Source organism: Microvenator marinus (genome assembly GCF_007993755.1).
In the GTDB taxonomy this organism is placed as follows: Bacteria; Myxococcota_A; Bradymonadia; order Bradymonadales; family Bradymonadaceae; genus Allomicrovenator; species Allomicrovenator marinus.
This window is the reverse complement of record NZ_CP042467.1, coordinates 1541429-1567620: the sequence shown is the minus strand read 5'-3', so window position 1 is coordinate 1567620 and position 26192 is coordinate 1541429. Positions and strand designations below refer to the sequence as shown.

The window sequence follows — 26192 nt, the reverse complement described above, 5'->3', positions numbered from 1 at the left end:
ATTAGCGATTCATATTGATATCGTCTTTCTTGGGCTCTTCTTTTGGCGTCTTTGACTTTTGGGTCTTTTGGACGTCCTTTTTGACCTTAGTCTTGGGCTTCTCCGCGACTTTCTCTTTGGGCGGCTCAACCACTTCAGGCTCCACCGGGACCACTTCAGGAGCAATCTCCAGAGGTGGCTCCTCGGGAGTCTTCTCGGCAATGATCGGCGTAAGTTTCAAGCTGAGATTTGTATCCTGATTGGCCACAAACCGATGCTCCAGGGTTTCATGATCGCCCGCGCTTAGCTGCAGATTAACTTCCTCGCCGACCGGCACCTGAATTTGAGTTGGCGTTGTCCCTGTCAGTGCTCCGTTAACGAGTACGCTCGCTCCTTGTGGGTCGGAATCCACCGAGACGTTGGCCGGAGCGGGAGTCTTAAAAATGAACGCTGCTAAAAGCCCTACGAGGACGAGCGCCGCGATACCGATGGCGATCAGCGGTGCTTTTGAACCTGATTTCGCGGGCTCGGTCAGTGTTTGTGTTTCTGGCTGAGTCGCCGGTTTAGGCACCTCGATCGAAGGGACACTCGTAATGAGGCTCGGCGCTTGGTTCTGCTGCGAAGCTGCCATCCCAGAAGGGGTCACAATCGCAGTGTTTTCGGTGCCGTGATCGTTGACGGGAGTCGAGTCGTAGTTCGCACTCTTTCTGAGGTGTTCGCCGGAATCTTCGGCAAGCGCAGCATAGAAAGCCGAGCTTTCGCTGGCTCCTGCTTGAAGGCAGCCTTTGAGTGCCTTAATGAGTGCATCCATCGACTCAAAACGTTCGCCCGGCTGCTTGGCCAGGCATTTCATCACGATGCTTTCGAGACCCGGCGGGAGTTGGAGTTTGGGGTCGAACGCTCGCATCGGAGGCGGGTCTTCCTGGATATGCGCCATCATAATTCGGTGAACTGTAGAGTCCGAATCACGCACAAACGGAGGCCTGCCAACAAGCATTTCGTAGAGCATGATGCCGAGTGAATAGACGTCCACCACCGCGGAGTCCGCGTTATGATAGAGGAAGCGCTCGGGCGCCATGTACATGGGGGAGCCGATAAGCGTGTTTTCGGCGGTGAGCTCGTCATCACCCTGATTCAAGTCTTTGACCAGACCAAAATCGACCACTTTCACGAAGTGTTTGTCGTCTCCGCGCTCCACGAGCATGATATTGGGCGGTTTTAGATCCCTATGAACAACCCCGGCCTTGTGCGCATCTGCGAGCGAACTCGCGATCTGAATCGCAACATGCAGAGCCAGAGAGACGCTAAGTCTGCCGCGCTCGTTGAGCAAATCGCGCAGCGGTTGGCCCTTGAGGAACTCCATGACGAGGAAAAAACCATCGATCGAGGTCAGGTTCCCATAGTCGAAAATCATCACCGTATTCGGATGGTTGAGCCTCGAGCAGAGCGCTGCCTCTCTGAAAAAACGCTTGTACTGGAGCTGGCGTTGTTCGTCCGAATCTTGAGGGTTCTTCAAGATTTTGAGCGCAACGTCTCGTCCAAGTGGCTCTTGGACCGCATGGTAAACAGCGCCCATACCGCCCTCGGCGAGCAGGGCAATAATGCGGTATTTGCCCTCGACCACTTCACCGGGTCTCAGGGTACTTTGGAGGTTGGTATTCTCGCTCATGCTAAACTTCGCTGAGATTTCTTCTTCGAGCCTAGCACACCTTCAAGAAGTGTACACTAGGTCCAAAGTACCGAGCGCATAGAGAGTCCGTGGTCAAAGCCTTCGATAAGCGAATTGGGCTGGTCGCTCTCGTCGACGGCCGCTGCGCAGTAGAGCAGGGGAAGATAGTGGTCAAGCGTTGGGTGACTTAGCCGTCCGTGCTCGGTGCCGATGGCGGTCCAGAGGTTTTCGAAATCGCGATTTTCGAGTGACGTGCGGATCTCAGCGTCGAACTTCGCGGAGTATGCGGGTGTGCTCGGGTCGCCGCTGCGCATCTGTCCGAAAGCGGCGCGCAGGTTGTGCGTGATGTTTCCGGTGCCAAAAATCAAGACGCCATCCTCGCGCAACGACCTCAGATCCTTGGCCAGTTCGTAATGAGCCTTGGGCTCCATGCGTCGATCAATGCTGAGTTGGATGACGGGAACACTCGCGTCCGGAAACACGTAATGGAGTACGGTCCATGTTCCGTGATCGAGGCCCCATTCGTCCGAGAGCTCGGCGCGTTCAATGATTTCGGTTACCCGCTTGGCCAGCGAGGGGGCGCCTGGTGCCGGGTATTGAATCTCGTACATCTCTTGCGGAAAGCCGCCGAAATCGTGGATTGTCTTGTTCGACTCCGACGCAGTGAGATAGGTCCCGTCCACATACCAATGCGCAGAGATTGAGAGGATCGCTTTGGGCCTTGGTAGGTGGTCGGCGATCGACTTAAAGCCACGGCTCCACTCGTTGTCTTGGATCACATGCATTGGCGAGCCGTGTCCGACAAAGAGTACGGGCATCTTTGTAATGTTATCCATCTTCATTTCCTTGGCCGGCTGAACGCGCTCAATTTGTTTAGTTTTCGAGATTTTGGGAGTATCGCAGCCAATGGCCAGTATCGAGATGCTCCCCGCTAAAAATTCACGACGCGAAGTTTTCATAGTAACGAAACTAAAGCGAACGCGCGTGAAATCAAGGCAGGCGAGGAAAACAGTTTGTTTCCTCTTTTGAGATCGGGTAGTTGGGCGTCATCGAAGACTAGAATCCGAGGAAGTATGCGGAAGTTCTTATTGTTATTGTTTTTTGGTTTGAGTGTGGGATGCGCCGAAGGTGAGCTTGTGGAAGAGCCAGATGCTGGCACCGATATGAGCGAGGACGACACTTCGGTAGACCCGTTTTGTGGTGACGGAATCGTTAACGGGGATGATGAGTGCGATGACGGCAACGACGACGACACCGATGGTTGCTTGAACTCATGCAAGCTTGCGTATTGTGGTGATGGCGTTGTTCGTGCGGGCGTTGAAGCTTGTGATGACGGCAACTCCGACGAGACCGATGCGTGCAACCGTAATTGCGAGGCCACAACATGTGGCGACGGCATCGTTCAAGAGGGCGAAGAGTGCGACGACGGCAACGAGGACAACTCCGACCTTTGCCTGAATAACTGCATGGAAGCGCGATGTGGGGACGGCGAAGTGGGTCCTGGTGAGGGATGCGACGACGGCAATCAGGTTGACGACGATGCGTGTTCCAATAAGTGTCAGCCCTCCGGGTGCGGTGACGGCATCGTGCAAGAAGGTGAAGAATGTGACGACGGAAACGACATCAACTCTGACGCCTGCTTGAACACCTGTGCGCTCGCCCGATGTGGCGACGGCGTTGTGGAGCTTGGTGAAGAGGAGTGTGACGACGGAAACTCCGATGACACCGACGGCTGTTTGAGCACCTGCGAGTTGGCGACCTGTGGCGATGGCATCGTTCAAGAGGGCGTTGAGGATTGTGATGATGGCAACTCCATCAACACGGATCAATGCACCAACGCGTGTGAATTTGCACAATGCGGCGACGGTATTGTTCAGGCCGGCGTCGAAGCTTGTGATGACGGAAATAACGTAGACGATGATGAGTGCACTAATGATTGTGCGCTACCAGGTTGTGGCGATGGCATCGTTCAAGACGGTGAAGAGTGCGATGACGGAAACACCTCTAACGCTGATGGCTGCTTAAATACATGTGTTCTGGCGACCTGCGGAGATGGGTTCGTACAGCCGGGAATCGAGGAATGTGACGACGGCAACACCTCCAACGTGGATGGTTGTTTGAACAACTGCACGGTGGCGAGCTGCGGCGACGGATTCGTTCAAGCTGGCGTAGAAGCTTGTGATGACGGGAATTCGACGGACACCGACGGGTGCCGAAATGATTGTAGTTTAGCGCGGTGCGGTGATGGGATTGTTCAGGCGGGTGTTGAAGAGTGTGATGACGGAAACTCTGATAATTCAGACGCGTGCCTGAACACCTGCCAACTCGCTGATTGTGGCGACGGGTTTGTACAAGCGGGTGTTGAGGAGTGTGACGATGCGAACACCAACAACAACGATGCGTGTTTGAACTCGTGTGAAGTAGCCAGCTGTGGTGATGGGATTGTTCAATCAGGTGTTGAAGAGTGCGACGATGCCAACTTGGACAACACCGATGGGTGTCTAAACACCTGTGTGTCGGCGCGTTGCGGCGACGGCTTTGTGTACTCGGGAATAGAGGCCTGCGACGATGGCAACGACCTCAACACCGATGAGTGTCTGAACTCGTGCGAAGTCGCCGAATGCGGCGATGGTTTTGTACAGGCGGGTGTTGAAGAGTGCGATGATGCGAACTCGGTCAATACTGATAGCTGTTTGAACTCTTGCGAGAGTGCGGCCTGTGGTGATGGCGTTGTCTGGGGCGGTGTTGAGGCCTGTGATGACGGCAATATGGTCAATGACGATGGTTGCTCAAATAGCTGTACCAGCGCGTCCTGCGGGGATGGAATCGTGCAGGCGGGCGAAGAGTGCGACGACGCCAACTTAAGCAACACCGACGGCTGCTTGAATACCTGTCAGAACGCGTCATGTGGCGACGGTTTTGTTCAGGCTGGGGTTGAGGAATGTGATGATAGCAACACGAGCAATACCGATGAGTGTTTGAACTCGTGCGAGTTCGCGACCTGCGGCGATGGGTTCCTTGAGAGTGGCGTCGAAGATTGTGATGATGGAAACACGACGAATGGAGATGGTTGTAGTTCGGTATGCGGCATTGAAGGCTGTGTGCCGAACGCAGACTTGAGTTGTGGGGCACCGATTACGTCACGAAACGATGCGGCTGGCAGTACCAATATTGTGAACAAATGGACGTGTTCGACTTGGACGAACTCGGGTCCAGAAATGGCCTATACGTGGACTCCAACAGTGAGTGGCCTGGTGGAGGTCAGAGTCAGCGGCTTGAGTGCTGACCTCGACTTGATCGTGATGCAGGAGGTTGGAGATGGATGTTCGCAGGATTCTCAAGCCTCATGTATCGGCTTCTCGGCACGCGGTGGGACAATTGAAGAAGTTCTAGAATTCGACGCTCAAGCAGGTGAAACCTATTACATCATTGTGGACGGGTTTGCCGGTGCCGTTGGCAACTTCACAGTCGAGGTGCGATCGACCAAGCAACACGTGGTTCTTAACGAGCGTGGAGGCTACGCAGCTGACGCTGATTACCTCGAAATTCTCAACACAGGCGCATGTCCTGTGAACTACAACGGGCTAGTCGTAGAGCACTACGGGACGTGCGACACCGCACGGCAAACCGTGACATTCACAGGTATGTCTAATCTTCCGGGCGGCCAAACTGCACGTGTTGTGGAGTCTGGTGCTGTCGCCGGCCGCGATATCACGTTTAACTCCTGCGACCTTATGTACGGTGACCCATCGTACACAGCGATATGCGATGGTGTCTGCAATCGCTCTACATGTGGCAACTTGCTTGATTTGCTCTCGGCGTCGGACGTTACCACTGGTCATCCCGACATTCTGACATGCGCGTCGTTCACCCCGGCGCCTGTCAATGTAAACCCGATGACAAATGGCCAAAGCCTCAATCGTGTGGATTTTGCGCCCGGGTACCTACAGTCCAATTGGGCAATAGGTCCTGCCTCTCCCTAAAATTTTTCTCTTGACCCCTCGAATTTGGATGGTTAGCTTTTAACGCACAAACCGCGTGCGTCCGCTTATGGGCCACACCTAACCATCCACCTAAAGGGGGGAGATCATGAAGAAAATAATCGCTTTGGTTTTGGTATTATTCATTGGTGCTTGTGGCGACGATGACGATGGTAAGAAGGGTGCTGATGCGTCTAATCCTAGCTCTTCATCCCAGCTAACGACTTGCGAACAAATCGACGATTGCATCTTTGCATGTGAGGACGAGGCCTGCGCGGAATCGTGCCAGACGAGGTCCAATGAACAGACTTTTGCGAAGTATGCGGCGGTTATCGTGTGTAGCAGAGACCAGTGCAACTATGACTCAAATTGCACCGCTAGCGCCTGCCGGGCCGAGCTCGAAGCCTGTGGATTCGTCTACGAAGACGATGGCGGAGGAACCGGCGGTGGCGGGACTCCTGGCTCTCACACCTGTGGTGCGGTCCTCGACTGTGCCTTCGAATGCGAGGCCGATTCCTGCTATGAGGCCTGTTTCAACCGTGCTGACGAAGAAAGCTTCCAACTCCTGGGAGTAGTGGTCGATTGCTTCGATGTCTGCGATACGAGCGTGACACCTGATTGTTGTACTAGCGAGGTCAACGCCTGTTACGCCGACAGATAAACCCAACTCGCCTTGCCTTCTTGGAATTAGTCTCTATATTCCCCGAGCGCTCTTAAAGGAGAGCGTGTCTTTGACAATCTGGCTAAATCGCGATTTGGCCCGGTTTATCCGGGGGCGCCTTGGTTTCGACATGGATTCTGAGGTTTGCGTGGCGTGTCGTGGGTGTTAGTGACCACGTCTAACTGCTAACAAAACACAATTGCAAACGATAACGTTGCACTCCGTATGGCTGCTTAAGTAGCCCTACGGCCGATGCTTCTAATATAATTGAAGCCCGTCTCTCTTGAACTCTGCCTGTGGTTCTTGAGAGGCGACTCATAGCAGGCTTGGTATCAGGGGCTTCGTCCCTTCGACCTGATACGACATATCGAATGGCACTCCCCAAGGTGGCCTGTGCGTGGGCAGCTGGTATGGAGTCTAAGAAATCAAACACGTACTACACACGTAGAAGCGTAAGTCGATGGTCTGTGGACGCGGGTTCGATTCCCGCCGCCTCCATTTTTTAGCCCAAAATCAATGCCCGAGTAGTTCAACTGCTCGGGCATTTTTTTTGTGGCTTCTGCCCGGAGTGCATGCGAGACTTCGCCCTCATTTCAACAACTTTGCTGGGCAGTTGCCGGCATTTATCCGTCTTTGGACGAAGGCATTCTATGAAGAACGTAGCGTATCTCCCTTTCTTGTTGTTGCCGGCGTTGGTGGTTGGTTGCGGCGGCGATTCCGAGAGCTGTACAGTCATCGACAACGGTGATGATACCGCTACGATCTCGTGTCCCGACGGATCTGGCAGCACATTCGGGAAACCAGATTCTGCCGCGGAGAGTTGCGAAATCACTGAGAACACTGATGGCTCCGTGAGTATCTCGTGCCCAGACGGGTCTAGCACGACGGTGGGCGAGGCGGTCGACGACACATCGTGTACCACTACCGAAAACAGCGACGGCACGGTCACCGTATCGTGCCCTGATGGTACTGAGGCGACCACGAAAGCCTGTACAACGACCGATAATGGTGATGGTACCATCACGGTGGCTTGTCCAGATGGCACTTCTGCCACCAGTGCGGAAGACCAGTCTTGCACGGTCGTCGACAACGGCGACGGAACGATTACTGTGACGTGCCCAGACGGCACCTCTGCGTCGACCGAAGGTTGCACCACCGTAGCTAACGGTGATGGCACCATCAGCGTAGCTTGTCCGGACGGAACTTCTGCCACGTCGCAATCGTGTTCAACCGTGGCAAACGGCGACGGAACGATTACTGTGACATGCCCCGATGGCACCTCCACTACGACCTCGCCGGACCAGTCATGCACGGTTGCTGACAATATGGACGGTACAGTGACGATTTCGTGTGATGATGGCACCTCGTGGACCCAAGAGCCTGGATGCACCACCCAGATCCATGAGGAGCCAAGCTACAGCCTCGTGGCGGTCTCGTGCCCCGGTACGTCGCCAGTAGTCTTCGGAACACGGAGAGTGCCCACATTGGTGCCGCAGATTGTCGGCGGGCTCTTTCTCAGTTGCGGTTTAGAGCAAGATGCTTTCGCTCATTGTTGGGGGCCTGGTACCGGCGGGCTCAATCCATCTCATGGGAGCTTCGTGCAAGTCGATACGTACGGCAACCACTCATGTGGCTTGCGTGCTGAAGGCTTTGTCTCTTGTGTTGGCGCAAACGGCGCCGGTCAAACGGCCGCGCCCCAGGGCGAGGTCTTTGTCCAGATTACGACAGGAGAGAGCCACACATGCGGACTCTATCCGGACGGAACGGCTCGGTGCTGGGGGAATCCCGCAGACGGACGGACCACGGTTCCAGCCGGCGAAAAGTTCGTCTTTCTCGATTCGTTCGGCACTCGAACGTGCGGACTTCGTGACGACGCGTCCATCATGTGTTGGGGTGAAGACCTCAATGGCAGAAATGCGCCCCAACCGAGCCAGAGGTTTGTGAAAATTGCTCTTGGCGGCACCTTCACATGCGGGCTCCGTTTTGACGGAACCACGCACTGTTGGGGCGATAGCTCGTTCGGCCAGACCACGCCACCTTCTGGCGAGGTTTTTACCGAGATATCTGCGGGTGCCTTTCACGCCTGTGGCCTTCGGCCAAATGGAACTGCGGTTTGTTGGGGACGAAACGCCGCCGGTCAGACCAATGCGCCGGCCAACACGTCGTTTGTTCAGATAACTTCTGGCCTCCATATGAACTGCGGAATTGAGGCGGATGGAACTGCAGAATGTTGGGGGGATTCTTCCACGGGTATGCTCAATCCGGGACTTCCGTTTGTGTGCGCGCCAGGTTCTGCGCAAGGGGGAGCGACCGCAGGACTATTCTACCGCCTTTGGACGAACACTTCGGTTACCTCACTACCTCCGCAGCCGGGATCGGTCTTTGGTGCGCCCACTCAGACGGGAATTGTCCCAAAGGTTGAGATTCCTACCTCAGGTGATAACTTCGTCGTGACTTGGAATGGTTGGATGAATGTACCGAGTGATAGCACCGACTATTGGTTCCGAATCTCGTCAGATGACGGCTCTCGCGTCTTCGTCGGTGGCGAAGAAATCATCAATAACGATGGCGTTCACGGGCCCACTCCACGGAGGGGTGGGCGGTTCTGTCTGGACGCAGGATGGCACGAAATACGGGTAAGCTACTTTGAACAGGGCGGAGCAGAGACCATCTTATTCGAGAGATCTGATGACGGTGGAGCGACTTACTCCGAGGTCCCCGCCGCTGATTTCTCTCACTAAGATGCCAAAAGCTGAATTCGTCGAAATTTCTTGGAAGAAAGTAAAAGGGGATTAGGTTAGCGGGGTATTAACTTTACGGAGTCAATTTTTGGACCTCGCCATATTGGTTGCTTTGATCGTCCTGAACGGCGCGTTCGCCATGTCTGAAATCGCGCTGGTAGCTGCAAAACGAAGTCGACTTGGCCGGATGGCTGAGGAAGGAGACCGCGGGGCAAAGCGGGCTATGAAGCTCGGTGAAGAGCCCACGCAATTCCTGTCCACCGTGCAAATCGGAATCACCGCGATAGGTATTTTGAACGGTATCTTCGGCGAGGCCGTGCTCGCCGTCCCCCTTGCGGAATGGATGGTGGGGCTGGGCGTGGACCAGAAGACGGCGAGCATCAGCTCGACGGGTATCGTAGTAGCGGGAATCACCTATGTCTCTATCGTGGTCGGTGAGCTCGTTCCGAAGCGTATCGCGCAATTCAATGCCGAGGGGATAGCGCGGCTCGTGGCGGCGCCTATCTCGTTACTGGCTCAGATCTCCCGGCCATTCGTGTTTGTCCTTTCGTTTTCCACCGACACTATCTTGCGGCTGATGGGCCAAAGCGAGCTTCGTAGTTCGAATCTTACCGAAGAAGATATTCAAGCGGTGCTTGTGGAAGGCTCTCAGATGGGCGTGATTCAAAAGCAGGAGCACGAAATGCTCCGGAATGTTTTCAGGCTCGACGACCGCTTGATTGCTTCTCTGATGACCCCTCGAAGTGAGATTGTAGGTATCGATGTTCGGCAGAGTTTTGACGAGATGATCGAGGTGGTGATGCACTCGGACCACTCCAGGTTTCCTGTGTATTCGGGGTCGCTCAAGGACCTCATCGGAGTCGTGAGTACCAAGCGACTCTTGAAACTAGCGGTTGAGGGCGAGGATACCGATTCCATCATCCAACACATCCTGCCTCCGGTATTTGTTCCGGAGTCTTTGACTGGCATCAAGCTTTTGGAGCATTTCCGGCAGTCCGGTGCTCAGATGGTCTTCGTGGTGGATGAGTACGGCGAAGTCTTGGGTTTGATTACGTTGCAAGACCTCTTGGAGGCACTGGCGGGCGAATTTAAGCCTCGTGACCCCGAGGATGTTTGGGCGGTTCAAAGACCGGACGGAAGTTGGCTCTTGGATGGTCTGATTCCGATTCCCGAGCTCAAGGATAGGCTAAACCTCAAGTCTGTTCCTGAAGAGGAAAAGGGGCGCTATCACACGCTGAGCGGGATGATGATGTGGTTGATTGGCAGCGTGCCGCAAACAGGCGAAACAACGGTTTGGCAGGATTGGACATTTGAAGTGGTGGACCTTGATGGCCATCGAATCGACAAGGTGCTCGCCCAACCAGTGATTCACGAAGCCATAGCAGAATTCGTCGATTAACCCGCTCTCAATTGTATGACGTGCGCGAGTTGTGGTAGCGACCCTGCCGGATGGTCTCTGGGTATTTTGAAGGAGAAAGACTCGTATGTTGCTACCCATCGTGGCGTTGGTTCTTGGCTTGATCTTGCTGGTATGGTCGGCCGACAAGTTTGTGGTGGGTGCCTCGGATACGGCAGCCCACTTTGGCATGCCGCCACTTCTGATCGGGATGATCATCGTTGGCTTTGGTACGTCTGCTCCTGAGATTGTGGTGTCAGTGCTGGCAGCATTTCAGGGTAATCCTGGGCTTGCGCTTGGCAACGCGTACGGCTCAAACATTACAAATATCGCATTGATTTTGGGTGTGACCGCTCTCATCAGCCCTATTGCGGTTCAGTCGCAGATTCTGAAACGCGAACTTCCTATTCTTATCGGTGCCACACTCCTGACTGCCATTCTTCTCTCAAATCTCATGCTTGCCCGAAGTGATGCCGGAATCCTACTCGGGGCGTTTGGGCTCTTTATGGCGTGGTCGATTTGGAGCGGCCTGAAGGAACGTGGAGACCATCTTGGCAAAGAGATGGAGGACGAGTTGGATTCCCACCACGAGTCCATAGGAATGGCTGTGGTGTGGACTGTGGTCGGTCTTATCCTTCTGGTCATCAGTTCTAGAATGCTTGTTTGGGGCGCGGTGGAGATTGCTCAATCGCTAGGGGTTTCGGACCTCGTTATCGGTCTGACCGTGGTAGCCATTGGCACTTCGCTGCCAGAGCTTGCGTCTTCCGTGATGGCGGCGCGGCGTGGTGAACACGATATCGCCCTCGGAAACGTGATCGGCTCCAACATGTTCAATACGTTGGTTGTGGTGGGTTTGGCTGGGGTGATTCACCCGCTCAGCCTTGAAAAAGACTTGCTCTACCGAGACGTGACCACGATGACAGTGATGACCATCGCACTGGTGGTTCTAGGCTACGGGTTCAAAGGGCAGGGGCGAATCAATAGGGTCGAAGGTGGTCTGCTTTTCACGTCATACTTCGTCTACACAACCTATCTGGTGCTCGACTCGCTCGGGATCATTTAGGCTCGTCTCGCAAGAATGTGAGCTCGTTCTTCGATGAGCGTTTCTCATCAAAGTAGTACCCCGCCACCGCAAATTCCTTGAGCCCTTCCACAGTGTTCACGTGGTTTCGGCAAATGAAGTTGGTCATGAGACCACGGGCGCGCTTCGCGTAGAACGACACGATTTTGTACTTCCCCTTCTTAAGGTCGAGGAAGTTGATTTTGACAATTCGACCTTTCAACGTGCCCGTGTCGACCGACTTGAAGTACTCGTCGGAAGCCAAGTTGACGATGATATCATCGCCTTGATCTTCAAGGGCACTGTTGAGTGCCGAAGAAATCTTAGAGCCCCAAAACGAGTAGAGATCGGCTCCTCGCTTGGTCTTCAGCTTGGTACCCATCTCCAGGCGATAAGGCTGCATGAGGTCCAATGGGCGCAAAATCCCGTATAGTCCAGACAAAATGCGGACATGAGCCTGCATAAAGCTCAAGTCTGATTCCGAATACTGGTCGAGCTCGAGGTCGCGATAGACATCGCCCTTGAACGCGAAAATCGCCGGTCTGGCGTTCTCGGGAGTAAACGGGAGCTCAAATGTCTTGTAGCGCTCCACATTCAAGTCCGCGATCTTCTCTGAGACGCTCATCAAGCTCTCGATACCTTTTTGGTCGTAGTCTCGAAGCGTCTTGATCAACTCTTCGGAGTCATTCAAGAAATCCGGCATCGTGGAGACTTCGGTAGGCAGATGGCTCTCGTAGTCGAGTGTTTTTGCGGGCGATAGAATCGAAATCATAAAAACCTCACCAGGGTAGTTCTTGACCGCGGTAGTCCCAGAATCGGCCACTTTGTTCAAGGCCGGCATTGTCAACGACTTTGAGCATACCGGCAATGCTTTCCGGTGGCTCGATCAGCGCGTTGGGGCCGCCCATATCAGTCTGGACCCAGCCGGGATGGAAGGTCAGCACGGTGAACCCTTCGGACCTGAGATCGTTGGCCAGCGAGCGAGTCGCCATATTCACCGCAGCTTTCGACATACGATAGGCGTAGGAGCCTCCGCTTGTATTGTCGGTGATCGAACCCATCTTCGAAGAGATATTCGCGATCTTCTTTGCGTTTCCGCGTCGCAGATTGGGAAGGAGCGCCTGGGTCACCCGCAAAGTACCAATCCCATTGACGGCGAAGTCGTGCAAAACACCGTCAAAGTTGAGGTGGTCAAAACCTACCGATACGCGTGAGTAATGGCCGGCGTTGTTGATCAAGACATCGATGGCCTCGTCGTTCAACGCTTTGGCGAACGCATCCACACTCTCAGGCTTTGAGATATCCAAAGCCATGAGACGCAACGAGGCCGATTCAAGCGCCCGAAGGTCTGAAGCCTCCGAAGGATTGCGGCTCGTCGCTATGACCTGGTGTCCTGCCTCCAAGAGTTGTTTTGTGAATTCGAGCCCTAGACCACGATTAGCGCCAGTTACTAAGAAGTGCATTTCTCTCCTTTGAGTCAGTTTGGGGTCAAACGCGCACCTAAGATGACAAAGGTCCGCGAAGAGTTGCAATTTGGTCGATTGCGGGTAAAGCACGACTATGACGTTAGTGCCTCGAATCAAAGTGCTCGGGTTTTGGTTGGCGATTGGCTCGTTCATTGGCCTGCTTTCCGGTTCGGCATCGGCGCTCTTCTTGGTGCTCCTCGAATGGGCAACCCTGACGCGCAATACCAATGAGGTGATTGTCTACTTCTTGCCGGTCGCGGGTCTCTTGATGGGCTGGATTCTGCACCGTTGGGGCCAATCGGTCATACGAGGTACGAACCTGGTGGTGGACACGATTTGGCAGGGCGGGCCTCAGATACCGCTTCGTCTTGCTCCAATGGTCATGCTCGGCACCGTGTGGACGCATCTTTTTGGCGGAAGTGCAGGGCGCGAAGGGACCGCGGTCCAGATGGGGGCGAGCATCGCAGATGGCGTGTTATACGCTTTGAAGATTCCGGAGAAATACAGGCAGGAGTTGATCTGCGCAGGCGTCGCCGGTGGATTCGGATCGGTCTTCGGGACACCGATCGCCGGAATGATTTTCGGGATGGAGTTTGTGGTGCTCGGACGCCTGCGCTACCGAGCGTTTGCGCCGTGCCTCGCGGCAGCCATCGTTGGAGACTGGACCTGCCATGCCTGGGGAGTCGGGCACGCAGCGTACCCAGTTCTGGGAGACCTGAGTCTGGAGCCAATCTTGATGGGGAAATGGCTCGTATTTGCAGCGGCCATGGCGCTCGCAACCGTTGGGTTTATCGAGCTCACTCATCTCATCAAGGCGCATCTTGGCCGTTGGGTTCAGCACCCGGCTCTGCGCATGTTTATCGGCGGCGTGTTGGTAGTCTTTCTTTGGAAGGTCGTTGGCACCAGCCAGTATCTTGGTCTTGGTGTACCCACGATCTTGAGCGCGTTTGAAGAGCCTGGGCTAGGAGCTCAGGTATTCGCGCTCAAACTCATCTTTACGGCGATCACCCTTGGTGCAGGTTTCCTGGGCGGCGAGGTAACACCGTTGTTCTTTATTGGGGCGGCGCTCGGGAGCGTGCTTTCGGGGGTACTCGGCATTCCGGTCGAATATGGAGCGGGGGTGGGGCTCGCTGCGGTGTTCGCTGCAGCGTCCAATGCGCCCCTGGCCCTTAGCGTGATGGCGGCAGAATTGCTGGGGATTCACGTGTTACCCCACGTGATGTTGGTTTGTTTTGTGGCCTATATCTTGACCGGTCACAGGTCGATTTACTCCGCCCAACGTGTGGGTCTTTTTAAGAGTAGTGAGATTCCAGAGCAAACCGAGACCATTGCCGAAATTGATTCGCCTCAAAAGGGTGGAACTTCAGAAGGAAAAGTGGCAGAAGACGCCTCGAATTGAGAGGTAGAATAATGTCTTCGAAACTTAAATGTCTTTGTCTATTAGGTTTGAATCTCGTGGCTGCGCCGGCATTTGCCAACGAGCCGCTGGAGCTTCGAGAGTCGTGGGAGGGGCGCGTGAGCGCGTTCATGACTGGCGTGCCCATGGCCTACGATACGAATTCCAATCAGCGGGCCGACAAACTGATTCTCCCTGCCGTGGTCAATGTTTCGGCCAGTGCTCTTCCATCGGATGTGAACTTGGTGGCGGCCCGACTCTATTGGGGCGGAACTCAGATTCAAAACGGTGACGATTGTGTGGGCTCAGACGCCGATCGTGAGGTTCAAATTTCTAGGCCAGATGGTGCCGTGCGCCAAATCGTTGCAGACCGCTGCTATTGTTCGGGGGCGGATGCCGGCTCATACGATGTGTGGGTCTGTCACGCCGATATCTCAGCCGATGCGGGACCCGATATCGTGGGGCAGTGGTCAGTGAGCGAGTACGAGGGCCTGATCGCAGACGGTTCAACAGATACGGCCTCAGCGGCTTTTCTCTGGGTCTACGAGAAGGACACACTTCCTCCGCGTCGGGTGGCCCTCTACGACGGAAATTACGTGCTCGCCGAGCAAGCTGTGACGTTTGAACTCGACGTTAACGTAGATACAAATCCAGACGGCGAGCTGACCTATTTTGTGCTGGAAGGCGATACGGCTGGCGAAGGTGAGGAGTTCATCGAGGTTAACGGATTGCCGGGAGCGGCAGGACCATTGCGCCTCGAAGACTCCATCAATCCGGTGAACAACCCGTTCAATCGTACCATCAACACCACTGACCCAGTTCGTGAAGGTGTGGTGGGAGTGGACGTAGATAGGTTCGATATCACGGGGGCCTTGACGGCTGGAGATACCAAGGTCGCCCTGACCTATAGCGCCGGCGAGGATAAGGTGTGGCTCGCGGTGAACGTGGTGGGCGTGAATCTCTTTGACCCTGTCTTGACCCAGAATTCCTTCAAACAATGGACCTCGGTTGATTCCGAAGTGGCGCTGGCGGGGGGAATGGTGCGGTTCGAGATTCATCTGGAGAACACCGGAAACGAGACCGGCACGGTAACGCTTTCTGACGAGTTCTCGGATGCATTTGAGTCGTGGGTTTTGGTCTCGAATGATTCGGGCACACAAAACACAGCAGCAAGTGGCCTAGAGCTCAATAACGTGGTCGTTGAGCCCGGTGAGTCAGTCAAAATTGTGGTGGATGCCGTGATCGCCGACGTAGAAGACGGCACGGTTGTTTCAAACACCGCTACTTGGACTCGTCCCAATGAAGGTGGGTTTGCGGGTTCGGTATCAACTGGGGATATTGTGGTGCGACGTGATGGCGACTCTGATGGAGTCTACGACTCTGAGGATAACTGCCCTGATGTTGCCAATGCCGACCAGATGGATTCAGACGCCGATGGTGTTGGAGATGCGTGTGAAGACGCACCTGATATGGGCGTACCTGATATGGGAGCACCGGATATGGAGCTGCCTCTTCCCACGACGGAGACCATCGTCTCCGGCACAGGATGTGCCACGCCTGGGATGGGTAGTCCTCTTTTTGCGCTCTTGCTACTTTTCTTTGGTCAGGGTGTTGTAAGGGCTAGAGCTCTTCGAACGAGACGTCGAGCTCTGTAGAGAAGAGATAGCCTTGATCGGTAGTGAGGAGGTGGTCATCAAGGCCAAAGCCGCGCAACGTACGAATTGCCGTGTAGACACGGCTCGCCGCCGCTTCAGGAGTCACCCGTTCACCCGGCCACCCCATCTCAAGTACGTCATCCAGGGAAATACCGACACCCGGCTGGTCACGGCGTAGCTCAGCTAGACCAACGAGGATCATTCGGAGCGCACCACGGCGGGTGAAGTCGATGACCTCGTTCTCGCCGGGGGCGATGAATTTGCGGCCGTCTTTCGTGATTCGGAGAACTGCCTTGGACGTCTGCGGCGCATGGCGTCGCGCAATCTCACGCAGAAGCCTAAGAGCTTCGAATCTTGGCCATACAGTGAGGTCGTCCGAAGATGCGCTCTGTAGAGCTTGAAGAGCTGGTGCGTAGTCTTCGGAAGAGGCGTTTTGAATCCGCCGAGCAATGAGCTCCGCCGCAGAAACAAAAGCTGGAGCAAACTCGCCCGTCGCGAAGGTTTTTGCGCGTTGGATATTCGATTCTGCTGCCGAAAAATCGTGACGAACCGCGTATGAAAGCGCCAGAAGTCCCGCGATGACAGCCTTCCATGCGTCGGGAAGGGTCTGAAAGTCGAGCATCAATCTGGCCTGATGCCGAGCCAACGGGTCATTCTCAAACCAGAGGTCGAAGAAAAAGAGATAGGACCGAGTGACTTGCGAATCGATAGTCTCGGACTCGTCCTCAACTTTCTCCATGGCTTGGACGAGGTAGCCGCGGTCTTGTGCGTCAAGATAAAGGCTCGCGCGCCCGGCCAGGCAGCGAAGTTCAATGCTCGAAGACTTTGCACTGCGGGCGAGTTCGAGTCCCTGGGCGTAGAGTTCGAGCGCCGCATCATTGTTGCCCGCGTGGCGTTCGATATCAGCCAGAGATGCGATAGCCACCGCTTGGAATTTGGTGTCTCCCAGTTCGTCCAAGATCTGTGCGGCGTCTCGAAAGTACCTTCGCGCTTCGTCGTCTCTTCCCTGCGCACTTGCGGCAACCCCGAGGTTGGTCAAGGTTCGCGCCCGCGTACCGTGATCTTTGAGAGCCTCGGCTTGTACCAAAGTCTCGGCCAGAAGTTCGGTGCCTCGTTGTTGGTCGCCAAGAGAAAACGCGATCATCGCAAGATTTCCGCGCATCAAGAGCTGGAGGCGCGGGTCGGAGGTCTTCTGTGTTTTGAGCGCCGTTTCCAGGAGTTCGAACGCATCCTTGAGGTGACCATCAGCCGCCAAAATCATGGCTCGCAACGCATGGGTTCTTAGCAATAACGACTCGTGTTGAGTGCTTTCACGGGCCCGCTCCACTAGTCTTAAGGCGGCTTCTAGCTGGCGCTGGTCGTGCGCATACACAGCTCTGAAGAGCAAAGACTCAGCAAAGATATCGGGATCGCGCGCGTCTTCCGAGTACGTTTCAATCGCCTCAAGTTCACGAATGATGGCCCCGAAGCCGTCGCTATTATTGAGCACTCTAGCAGCAGCCACAGCGCACCGAGCTCTCACCTTGGTAGATACGTTGGGATTGGCTGCGGCTTCCTTTAGCGTAGGTAAAACGAGTCGAAATCCGTTGGCGTCCAGATGGTGGGCGTCCAAGACTCTGGAAGAGAAATAGAGCGCATGTTTATCCAGCACATTCTGAGCGCGCTCAGTATCCATAAGTCGAATATGCGCAAAACCCCGAACGGTTCCAAGCACCCTGAATCGGTCTTCTCCAACTCTTTCGAGCATCGAGTAATCAAGGAGCCCCGAAACCAACTCCAAAGCGTCGCCATCGAGCAATTCTTCGGCATCTTCGAGCGTGAAAGTACCGGATATTGGCGACAGGTCTAAGAGGGCATCTTGACACGACGCTGGAAGGAGCTCCCAAGACCATTCGATGGTTGCCGCGATGGTTTGATGGCGCTCCGGGCGGTCTCTCTCACGGCTCTTAAGCGCACTCATTCGATGAGTGAGTCGTTCTACTAGGTTTGCAGGGCTGAGAAGGCTTACGCGTGATGCCGCAAGCTCGATCGCAAGAGGTAGATAGTCTACTCGACCCGCAAGCTCTAGGACGGATCTGCGCCCATCGTCGTCGAGTTCGAAGTTTGGTACGTGCGCTGCCGCTCTGGCCTTAAAGAGTTCTACGGCATCATGAGCCTGCAAAGGACCAAGGCGGATTTGGTACTCGCCAATGACGTGAAGCGGCTCTCTCGAAGTCGCTATAATCTGGGTGTTCGGACTGAGCTTCATGAATTTTGAAACAGCGTCCGCGAAGTCGATGGCGAGGTGTTCCAAATTGTCCAAAATGAAGAGGGCAGGACCGTCTTCTTCGATCTGGTGGGCGATAGCCTTGATAGCGCTTCCGCCCTTTTCTCGAATATTGAACTCCGCCCGTGCCGCTTCGAGCGCGTCCTCGCCATTGGTGTAGGGCGTGAGCTCGAAGAACCAAACACCTCCGGGATAGTCTTGATCAAAACGGCGAGCGTACTCGCTGGCGAGTCGCGTCTTGCCTGCACCACCAGGTCCGAGAATCGTGATGAGGCGTTGACCCGCACCGAATCGAGACTTCATCGTATTGAGTTCAGCGTCTCGTCCCACAAATGTGGTGGTAGGTTTTGGAAGGTTGCCTGGCATAACTTCTCGGAAATTTCAGAGTATTATTGGAGAGTTGCCCAAGTTCGAGTTCGTTGCAAGTGCAGAGCTTGGAATTTACTCGGGGAGTTCCATTACCTTGACCTCGCCCAATCCGAGCTCTTTAATTTTTGCCTCAATCGTGGCGCGATCTCCAACGACCACCCAGAGAAGTTTATCTGGCTGAATCAGGGCCGGAGCAAGCTTGATCAAGTCGTTTACGCTGCTCGCGTTCACATCCTTGGCATAGGTCTCGAAGTAGTCGTCAGAATACCCAAAGAGCGCAATTTCGTTAAGACTTGAGAGCAGACCGGAAGTGGTTTCATTTCGTCCTGGCAGCTTAAGTGTGCGGGACGCTTTGGCCTTTTCGAGCTCTTCTTCCGTAGGAGGACGGGTGGTCAAGTACTCACGCAGCTCACGGTCGATCTCAACGATGGACTCAGCCGTCTTGTCTGTTTGAACGCCGGTCGAGACGCCGAAGACCTGAGGCCCCAACGTGCTCAGCACAAACGAACGCGCACCATAGGACCAGCCCTTGTCTTCCCTGAGGTTCATGTTGATACGAGCCGTGAAAGAGCCGCCGATGACATCGTTGACCAGGTCGGCCAAGGGGACGTTTAGGGCCTTGGCTTCTGGAATCGGATGGGCGGCGATAATCATGGACTGCGCAGCGCCAGGTTTGTCGATGATCACGAACTCGGACTTTTGCCTTTGAGGGGCGGGTCCTGGCTCTTGAAGAGCCACGTCTTTTGCGGTCCATCCCTGCATCTTCGACTCGAGAATCGCGCTGATTTCGTCGAGCGAAATTCCACCCGTGACGAGGATTTTTACGTTCTTTGGCGTGAAGACAGACTTGTGCATTTGCACGAGTTCCTCACGCTTGATTTCTCGCACGGTCGATTCGTATCCCGAGCCGGTCAATGGCAACCCATATGCGTGGGAGTCCCCGAAGAGCAGGGGGCCAATGAGTCGACGCCCCATAGACGCAGGTTGAGTCTTCTCGCGTTGAATAGAAGAAAGTGTGAGTTGGCGCTCTCGTTCAAGGTCAGTCTCGGGGAAGGTCGGGTTCATCACCACATCCATCGCCACGTCGAGCGCGGGCTCGAGCGTCGTTCCGAGCGAGCGAAGCGTAATGCCGGTAGAGTCGAGTGATGAAGACAACGAGAGGCTCGCCCCAAGGTCTTCAAGCTCGCCAGCGATTGCCATCGCATCGCGGGTTTCTGTGGCCTCGTCCATCAATGAGGTTGTCAGGTTCATGGTGCCGGGTTTCGCAAGCTGGTCTGCCGTGTAGCCGCCTTTGAACAGAAGTTGAACGTTGACCATCGGTGAGTCTTCTCTTTGCATGAGAAGGACCTCCACTCCATTGGATAGGGTCTTTCGTTGAATCTCGGGGAGGTCAAAGTCGCCCGGTGCGCCGATAGTCGGTAGTGCGCTTCGGTCCACAGCGGGCGGCGCCGCGGAGAATTTTTCTTCGGGTACAACGGTCAGTGTCAATGAGCCCGGGGTCAGCCAGAGAAGGCTTGAGTTTCGAACCTCCTCAGGTGTCGCACTCTTATAGACTGCGAGTGAGCGCTGATACGAATCCGGCTCGCCGCCGTAAACCTCGGCTTGAGCCAAAAGGTCTGACGTACCACCGAACCCTCCAACGCGCTCAAGTCTTCCGATGAAGTAGGAGAGGAGCTTGACTCGCGCGCGGGTGAGCTCTTCATAAGTCGGTCCGTCTTCCATGAACCAGGCCAATTCTTCATCAATAATGGCTTCAACCCGATTTGGGTCCACACCGGCTTTGACAGACGCTGTGATCCAAAGTTGTGAACCAATCTCGCCGTCTGAGGTATAGGCAGAAACACTCGTGGCGAGTTGCTCGTCGTGGACGAGTCGTTTGTAGAGTCTCGACGTCTTGCCCCAGCCCATGACGTAGGCCGCGAGCCGAAGGTGTTCGAGCTCGTCGGTCCCCCATTGAGGCACGTTGTAGACGCGATGAATTCGGGCTTCGCTCACCTTATCCGAATACGTGTAGCGGGAATGTGAATCCATCGGGGCCACACGTGGTCCGGGTCTGTCTACTTGAGGCCCTGGCGGGATATGACCGAAGTATTTTTCGACCTTGGCCTTCGCTTCTTCGGGCGTGATATCACCCGAAAGCACGATCGTTGCGTTGGCGGCCCCGTAGTACTTGCCAAACCATTCTTTGACATCGTCAAGCGTGGCAGCATCAAGGTCTGCCATGCGGCCAATTGTGGTCCACGAATAGGGGTGGCCGGCCGGGTACGCGAGTTCGGTCACCAACATCCAAACACGGCCATAAGGGCGGTTTAGGTAGTTCTGACGCTTCTCGTTTTTGACGACCTCGCGCTGCTCGTCGAGCCTCTCTTGCGTGATGGCGCCCGCGAAGTGGCCCATGCGGTCGGACTCCATGAAGAGCGCAACGTCGAGTGCGTGCTTCGGCACAGTTTGGAAGTAATTGGTGCGGTCGCGGTTTGTGGTGCCGTTGAGATCGGTAGCGCCAATTTTTTCAAGCGGTTCGAAGTATTCGCCTTGATAGTTCTCCGACCCCTGGAACATCAGGTGCTCAAAAAGGTGCGCAAACCCGGTTCGGCCGGGGGACTCGTTCTTCGAGCCTACGTGATACCAAACGTTGACAGCCACAAGTGGGGCCTTTCGGTCCTCGTGCACGACGAGTGTTAAACCGTTTGGCAGCACAAATTTTGTGAAGGGAATGTCGACTTCGGGGAGCTCCGTGGTGATGGTCTCTTCAACGATCTTGGCTGCGGGCTCGGGTTTCTCTGGTGGCGTGGCACAACCTACAACGATTGCTGCAACCCCAAACAAATAACGAATGTTCATGACAACTCCTCAGACGAAATTTACGTCCGAGGAACTACCACGAGCGAGGAAACTCCCCAAGTTGAATACGGATTTAGGGGACGATGTCAGCGCGAGCAGCGCTCCACTCGAAGCCGATTGAAAGGGCTTCGAAATTGTCGTCGTTATCAGCATCGATATCAGCCGCGCCCTGAAGGATTGAGGGAAGCACGCCGCAAACTCCGCCGTTTTGGATATTGCTACCGGCGAGTACTCGGCAGATTTCCTCAGCGTTACTTGGGCAGACGGTGTTGACATTAGCTACGCATGCACCTTCCCATTCCTGATTGGTAGCATCTTGGGTGTAGATGGGCTGTGTGTTCCCAATACAGGCGCAGTTTTGGTCGATGATCGTATTGATGGCGGTATACATCGACTCGAGAGTTACCCAACCTGATAGCGCGCCGTCCGTATAGGCGATTCCGTCATTAGGAACCGTTGCGGTGCCCGAGACTTCCGCCTGCTGGATGGCTAGGGAAAGCGTTGAGCCGAGGAATGGTAGTGAGAAGTCGAGGCTAGTCGGGCCGGCAGCCATCTCGTTGGCCATCATGCTCGCGGGATTAAACACCACGAGCGGCTCTCCCGTGCCTGGCTTGAATGCCGCTGGGAGAAGCGTGAATTGGCCATTGGAAGCTGCAGCTGACCCGTAATCTGTGCCGTTTGCGAAGCTGCCGGCGAGCCAGGAGAGGAGGAACCCATCTGGGTCTGTCGCGCCGTCGAGCTCACGGTGGTCGAGCAGAATCACCGCGCTTCCGTTTTCAATGGCGTCCGTCAGCGGTGCCTGAATATCAGCCCCGAAAAGAGCGAGCGTATCGTTCAGATTGGCGAGCGCGTTGTCGATGCCAGGAGCCTTGGAGATAGCGCCGAAGTCTTTGCAGCACACTGCGACACCATCTTGAGTCTCGGGGACCAAGAGCTCGTAGATATAAGAGGCATCCGTCGAGGTATTCGCAAATGCCGTCGGGTCCGCGGGCCAGGTGAATGGAAGAGGAGGGTCGACCGGGTCCATATCAGCCTCCATGTCGGCCATCATATCTGGCTCTGGCGCCATGTCTTCTTCAGCAGGCATGTCTTCGGCCATATCTGGCTCAGGTTCGCTCATGTCGGCTTCGGACATATCTCCGCCTGTTTGACCAGAATCGTCTTGGGCATCCGTGGAGTCCATGTCCATGTTGTTGGTAGGAGTTTGAGCGGGATCGTCGCTACACGCTGCAGCCAGCGCCAAAATCAAGGCGGCCACTAGAACCTTCATAGAGTACCTCTTTTCAATTCAAACAATGAGGTGCCCTATCTAGTTGAATTAGGCGGCTGATTCAAGAGTCAGTCTCACATCTTTTCGATGCTCCAGCGAATCGTGGTCCACGGGTCATCTGGGCAATCAGTCTCTACGATACCCTCAGCGAGTGGTGGTGTGACCGTGTAATACCAGCTGCAGATGAAGTCCGATGAAAGTGTATCCTCGTCCCACATTTCCAAAAGAATGCCGTTTGCAAAGGCTTCTTCCGGTATATCCTCAAGAACCGTTTCGGACCAAATCGGAAAGTTGTTATCCCATTTGGTCGTGGTTTCGCCCCAAATGTAGGTGCCCGTCGGGTACTCTAACTCCGCGTAAACATAGGGGTCAACGGAGGAGAAGGTATCGTCCCACCAGTAGTCTACTACCGCGGAAAGAATAGTGATTTTCCAGAAGTTTTGGATGCCGCAGGTTCCGTCGCCCATGCAGGACTCTTCACCCGTGCAGGCGAAACACGCTTCGCCTGAAATTCCGCACTGTGCTGCGGTGGTGTTGTCTACACAGACCTCACCCATGCAGCACCCGTCACAGGTCTCAGCGCAAGGTGGAGCAACGCACATACCGGCTTCACAGCTTCCGTCACCACAGGAGTCACAGGCGAGTCCGCCGGTGCCGCACGCGTTGTTATTGTCTCCGGTTTGACAGATGCCGATATTATCGCAACACCCGTCACAATTGTCTGGACCACAAGCGGTGCCGGTAGAGCACACGCCTTCTACGCATCCGCCAACCTCGCAAACTGCACAGGCTTCACCGTTCGCCCCACACGAAGTGGCTGAGGTGCCGGTCTGACACATGCCGTTCGCGTCACAACAGCCATCACAAGTCATTGAGTTGCAGCCCGACGTGTTGTTTGGAGGGTTGTTTGTGGGCGCGTCATCTACGCATGTACCTTCAGAGCAAATCTGTCCGGTTTCACAAGCCACGCAGGCCAAGCCGTCTGCCCCGCAGGCGTCGCTTGTCAGACCTGTGCGGCAGGTTTCGCCTTGCAAACATCCGGTGCACTCACCGGTCGAGTTATTGGGCGGGGCTATCGTCGTGTTATTGACCGGATTTGGGGTGTCGGGGACTTCGATATCAGGTCGCACGTCCGAGTTGTTTTCCAAAGTGGCACCGGTTTCGTCATCCCCACACGCAGCAGTTAAGGTCAAGAAACACACCAAACAAATTGCCGAGCTCGGTTTGCCGAACACATTCTTCAAAAGAGGCTTCATCTTCAATCTCCACGCAAGGCTCGAACGCATACCAGAAAATTTTCGGCTAGTCAGGTGTTTCGGTGCATGTAGACTCAAGACAAGAGATTTTCTAGGAAAACGAATGGAAGGATCTTTGGAAATTGAGCGTGGATTGACGCACCCACTCGGTGCGCGAGTGACACCAAGAGGGGTGAATTTTAGTCTCTATTCGAGATTCGCCACTCGGGTGGAACTTCTGCTCTTCGACCACGAGGACGACTCTCTGGCGACCCGCACCTTTGAGCTCAATCCTGGAAGTCACCGCACCGGCCACTACTGGCATATCCATGTAATCGGGGCAGGGCATGGTCAGCTCTATGGGTATCGCGTCTGGGGCGCCCATCTCCCCGAACATGGCCAGAGGTTCGATGGACAGAAGGTCCTCGTTGACCCGTACGCTCATGCGATCATTAAACCGAGGGCCTATTCCAGAGAAGCTGCCTTCTTGCCTGGAGACAATGCTGGTGCGGCGCTGAAGTCGATGGTTGTGGATTCGGCTCAATACGACTGGGAAGACGATAAACCGCTGCACACCCCGTTTTCGCGGACCATCATCTACGAGCTTCATGTTTCAGGGATGACCAAACACCCGAACTCTGGTTTAGAGCCTAGGCTTCGAGGGACCTATCGTGGATTGATAGAGAAGATCGACTATCTCAAAGAGTTGGGAATTACGGCCGTTGAACTTCTTCCGGTTTTCTATTTCGATGAAACCGACGCTCCAGCTGACCAGACCAACTACTGGGGTTACTCCCCCGTGAATTTCTTCGCGGTGCACGAGGGCTATGCGGAGGACCCAAGGCAAGCCGTCGATGAGTTTCGTGACATGGTCAAGGCACTCCATAAGGCAGGTATCGAAGTTATTCTCGACGTGGTCTACAACCACACGTGTGAGGGAGATTCACGCGGTCCTACCTTGTGTTTTCGAGGCATAGACGACGGCACCTACTACATTCAAGACAAGGGTAAGTACGCGAACTTTTCGGGATGTGGAAATACGTTCAACGCGAATAAGAGCGTTTCGAGGCGCATGATCATGGACAGCCTGCGCTACTGGGTCAAAGAAATGCACGTCGATGGATTTCGGTTTGATCTGGCGTCGATCTTGGCACGAGACGCTGACGGAAATCCGATGGCTGATCCCCCGTTGATCTGGGATATCGAAACAGACCCTGTGTTGGCGAACACCAAGCTCATCGCGGAAGCTTGGGACGCCGCGGGTCTCTATCAGGTCGGTAAGTTTTATGGCGATCATTGGAAGGAGTGGAACGGACAGTTCCGCGATGATCTTCGGGCGTTTTTTCGAGGTGACGAAGGCCGAGCACCTGCCCTCATCTCGAGGCTCCTCGCCAGCCCTGATATCTACCATCGAGAAACCTCGCCGGAGCGGAGCATCAATTTTGTGACGTGCCACGATGGTTTCACGCTCAACGACCTTGTTACCTACGAGCACAAACATAATTTGGCGAACGGGGAGCACAATAGAGATGGGTCCGACCATAACCTGAGTCGCAATTACGGTGTGGAAGGTCCGAGTGATGATCCAAGGATAGAAGAGCTTCGTGCGCGTCAAATCCGCAACCTTATGACGGCAACCCTGATGTCTCTTGGTGTACCCATGATTTTGATGGGTGACGAAGTCAGGCGAACTCAGGGCGGCAATAACAATGCCTATTGCCAGGACAACGAAATCTCTTGGTTTGATTGGTCTCTAGTCCAGAAGAACGAGGACTTATTGAGGTTCACGAAGGAGTTAATCCGCCTGCGTTTGAGCCTGAACTTGCATCAGGATCGGCAAGTACCTTTGCACAAGATTCTGAGCACGGGCTCGATTCGTTGGCATGGTGTAAAGCTCGGAACGCCTGACTGGTCTTATCACTCACACTCAATAGCCTTTGAGCTGCGAGATCCCAGTGGGATCTTCTACGTGGTGATGAACGCCTTCTGGGAGGACCTGGAGTTCGAGTTGCCTTACCCGCCCGGCGGTATGACTTGGCGCCGGCTTATCGACACATCGCTTCCGGCTGGTGAGGAGATTCTCAGGTTCGAGGATGCACCTGGAGTGGAGTCGCATTATTACAAGGTTCGAGCTCGAAGTGTGCTGATCTTGGCGTGTAAGATCTACGACGCCGTTCCGAATCTCTATGACCGCTATTGAGCGCGCGG

Annotated in this window: 16 protein-coding genes and 1 other RNA gene; 9 read left to right on the top strand and 8 right to left on the bottom strand. The window is 54.9% G+C overall.

Annotated features, from left to right (window positions below; all coding sequences use genetic code 11):
- Position 1: 1 nt before the first annotated feature.
- Both FRD01_RS06645 and ygiD read right to left on the bottom strand, forming a co-directional pair.
- Positions 2-1648: a serine/threonine protein kinase gene (locus FRD01_RS06645; RefSeq protein ID WP_146958609.1), complete on the bottom strand. Its 1647-nt coding sequence runs from the start codon at positions 1646-1648 to the stop codon at positions 2-4.
- Positions 1649-1704: 56 nt separating this feature from the next.
- Positions 1705-2484, bottom strand: coding sequence for a 4,5-DOPA-extradiol-dioxygenase (ygiD, locus tag FRD01_RS06640; protein WP_249756068.1), 780 nt, complete (start codon positions 2482-2484; stop codon positions 1705-1707).
- A 237-nt stretch (positions 2485-2721) separates the two neighbouring features.
- Here ygiD and FRD01_RS06635 point away from each other — a divergent pair, with 237 nt between their 5' ends.
- The 6 genes from FRD01_RS06635 (at position 2722) to FRD01_RS06610 (ending at position 11489) form a co-directional block, all read left to right on the top strand.
- On the top strand, positions 2722-5631 hold the full coding sequence (locus FRD01_RS06635) for a DUF4215 domain-containing protein (RefSeq protein ID WP_146958607.1): 2910 nt from the start codon (positions 2722-2724) through the stop codon (positions 5629-5631).
- A 106-nt stretch (positions 5632-5737) separates the two neighbouring features.
- Positions 5738-6289, top strand: coding sequence for a hypothetical protein (locus FRD01_RS06630; protein WP_146958606.1), 552 nt, complete (start codon positions 5738-5740; stop codon positions 6287-6289).
- Positions 6290-6399: 110 nt separating this feature from the next.
- Positions 6400-6790: a transfer-messenger RNA gene (ssrA, locus tag FRD01_RS06625) on the top strand.
- Positions 6791-6939: 149 nt separating this feature from the next.
- Positions 6940-9030: a PA14 domain-containing protein gene (locus FRD01_RS06620; protein WP_249756067.1), complete on the top strand. Its 2091-nt coding sequence runs from the start codon at positions 6940-6942 to the stop codon at positions 9028-9030.
- An 88-nt stretch (positions 9031-9118) separates the two neighbouring features.
- Entirely contained in the window at positions 9119-10429 is a 1311-nt protein-coding gene (locus FRD01_RS06615) for a hemolysin family protein (RefSeq protein ID WP_146958604.1), read from the top strand.
- Positions 10430-10514: 85 nt separating this feature from the next.
- The gene (locus FRD01_RS06610) at positions 10515-11489 is read left to right on the top strand and encodes a calcium/sodium antiporter (protein ID WP_146958603.1); all 975 of its coding nucleotides are present in this window, start codon (positions 10515-10517) and stop codon (positions 11487-11489) included.
- On the opposite strand, the gene yaaA is transcribed toward FRD01_RS06610, so the two are convergent.
- Together yaaA and FRD01_RS06600 are read right to left on the bottom strand one after the other, a co-directional pair.
- A complete protein-coding gene (gene yaaA / locus FRD01_RS06605) occupies positions 11482-12258 on the bottom strand; it encodes a peroxide stress protein YaaA (protein WP_146958602.1) in 777 nt (258 codons plus the stop codon). The two genes, FRD01_RS06610 and yaaA, sit on opposite strands and share 8 nt — an antisense overlap.
- A gap of 7 nt (positions 12259-12265) precedes the next feature.
- A complete protein-coding gene (locus FRD01_RS06600) occupies positions 12266-12949 on the bottom strand; it encodes an SDR family oxidoreductase (protein WP_146958601.1) in 684 nt (227 codons plus the stop codon).
- 97 nt (positions 12950-13046) lie between these two features.
- On the opposite strand from FRD01_RS06600, the gene FRD01_RS06595 reads away from it, so the two are divergent.
- Entirely contained in the window at positions 13047-14351 is a 1305-nt protein-coding gene (locus FRD01_RS06595; protein WP_146958600.1) for a chloride channel protein, read from the top strand.
- A gap of 11 nt (positions 14352-14362) precedes the next feature.
- Complete coding sequence (locus tag FRD01_RS06590; RefSeq protein ID WP_146958599.1) at positions 14363-16003, top strand: hypothetical protein; 1641 nt, start codon at positions 14363-14365, stop codon at positions 16001-16003.
- On the opposite strand, the gene FRD01_RS06585 is transcribed toward FRD01_RS06590, so the two are convergent.
- The 4 genes from FRD01_RS06585 to FRD01_RS06570 all read right to left on the bottom strand — a co-directional run bounded on the left by FRD01_RS06585 (position 15969) and on the right by FRD01_RS06570 (position 24005).
- Complete coding sequence (locus FRD01_RS06585) at positions 15969-18635, bottom strand: ATP-binding protein (protein WP_146958598.1); 2667 nt, start codon at positions 18633-18635, stop codon at positions 15969-15971. The two genes, FRD01_RS06590 and FRD01_RS06585, sit on opposite strands and share 35 nt — an antisense overlap.
- A gap of 75 nt (positions 18636-18710) precedes the next feature.
- A complete protein-coding gene (locus FRD01_RS06580; RefSeq protein ID WP_146958597.1) occupies positions 18711-21479 on the bottom strand; it encodes a M16 family metallopeptidase in 2769 nt (922 codons plus the stop codon).
- Positions 21480-21552: 73 nt separating this feature from the next.
- On the bottom strand, positions 21553-22749 hold the full coding sequence (locus FRD01_RS06575; RefSeq protein ID WP_146958596.1) for a hypothetical protein: 1197 nt from the start codon (positions 22747-22749) through the stop codon (positions 21553-21555).
- 74 nt (positions 22750-22823) lie between these two features.
- Positions 22824-24005: a C2 domain-containing protein gene (locus tag FRD01_RS06570; RefSeq protein WP_249756065.1), complete on the bottom strand. Its 1182-nt coding sequence runs from the start codon at positions 24003-24005 to the stop codon at positions 22824-22826.
- A 103-nt stretch (positions 24006-24108) separates the two neighbouring features.
- On the opposite strand from FRD01_RS06570, the gene glgX reads away from it, so the two are divergent.
- Positions 24109-26184: a glycogen debranching protein GlgX gene (gene glgX / locus FRD01_RS06565; RefSeq protein ID WP_146958594.1), complete on the top strand. Its 2076-nt coding sequence runs from the start codon at positions 24109-24111 to the stop codon at positions 26182-26184.
- Positions 26185-26192 lie beyond the last annotated feature (8 nt).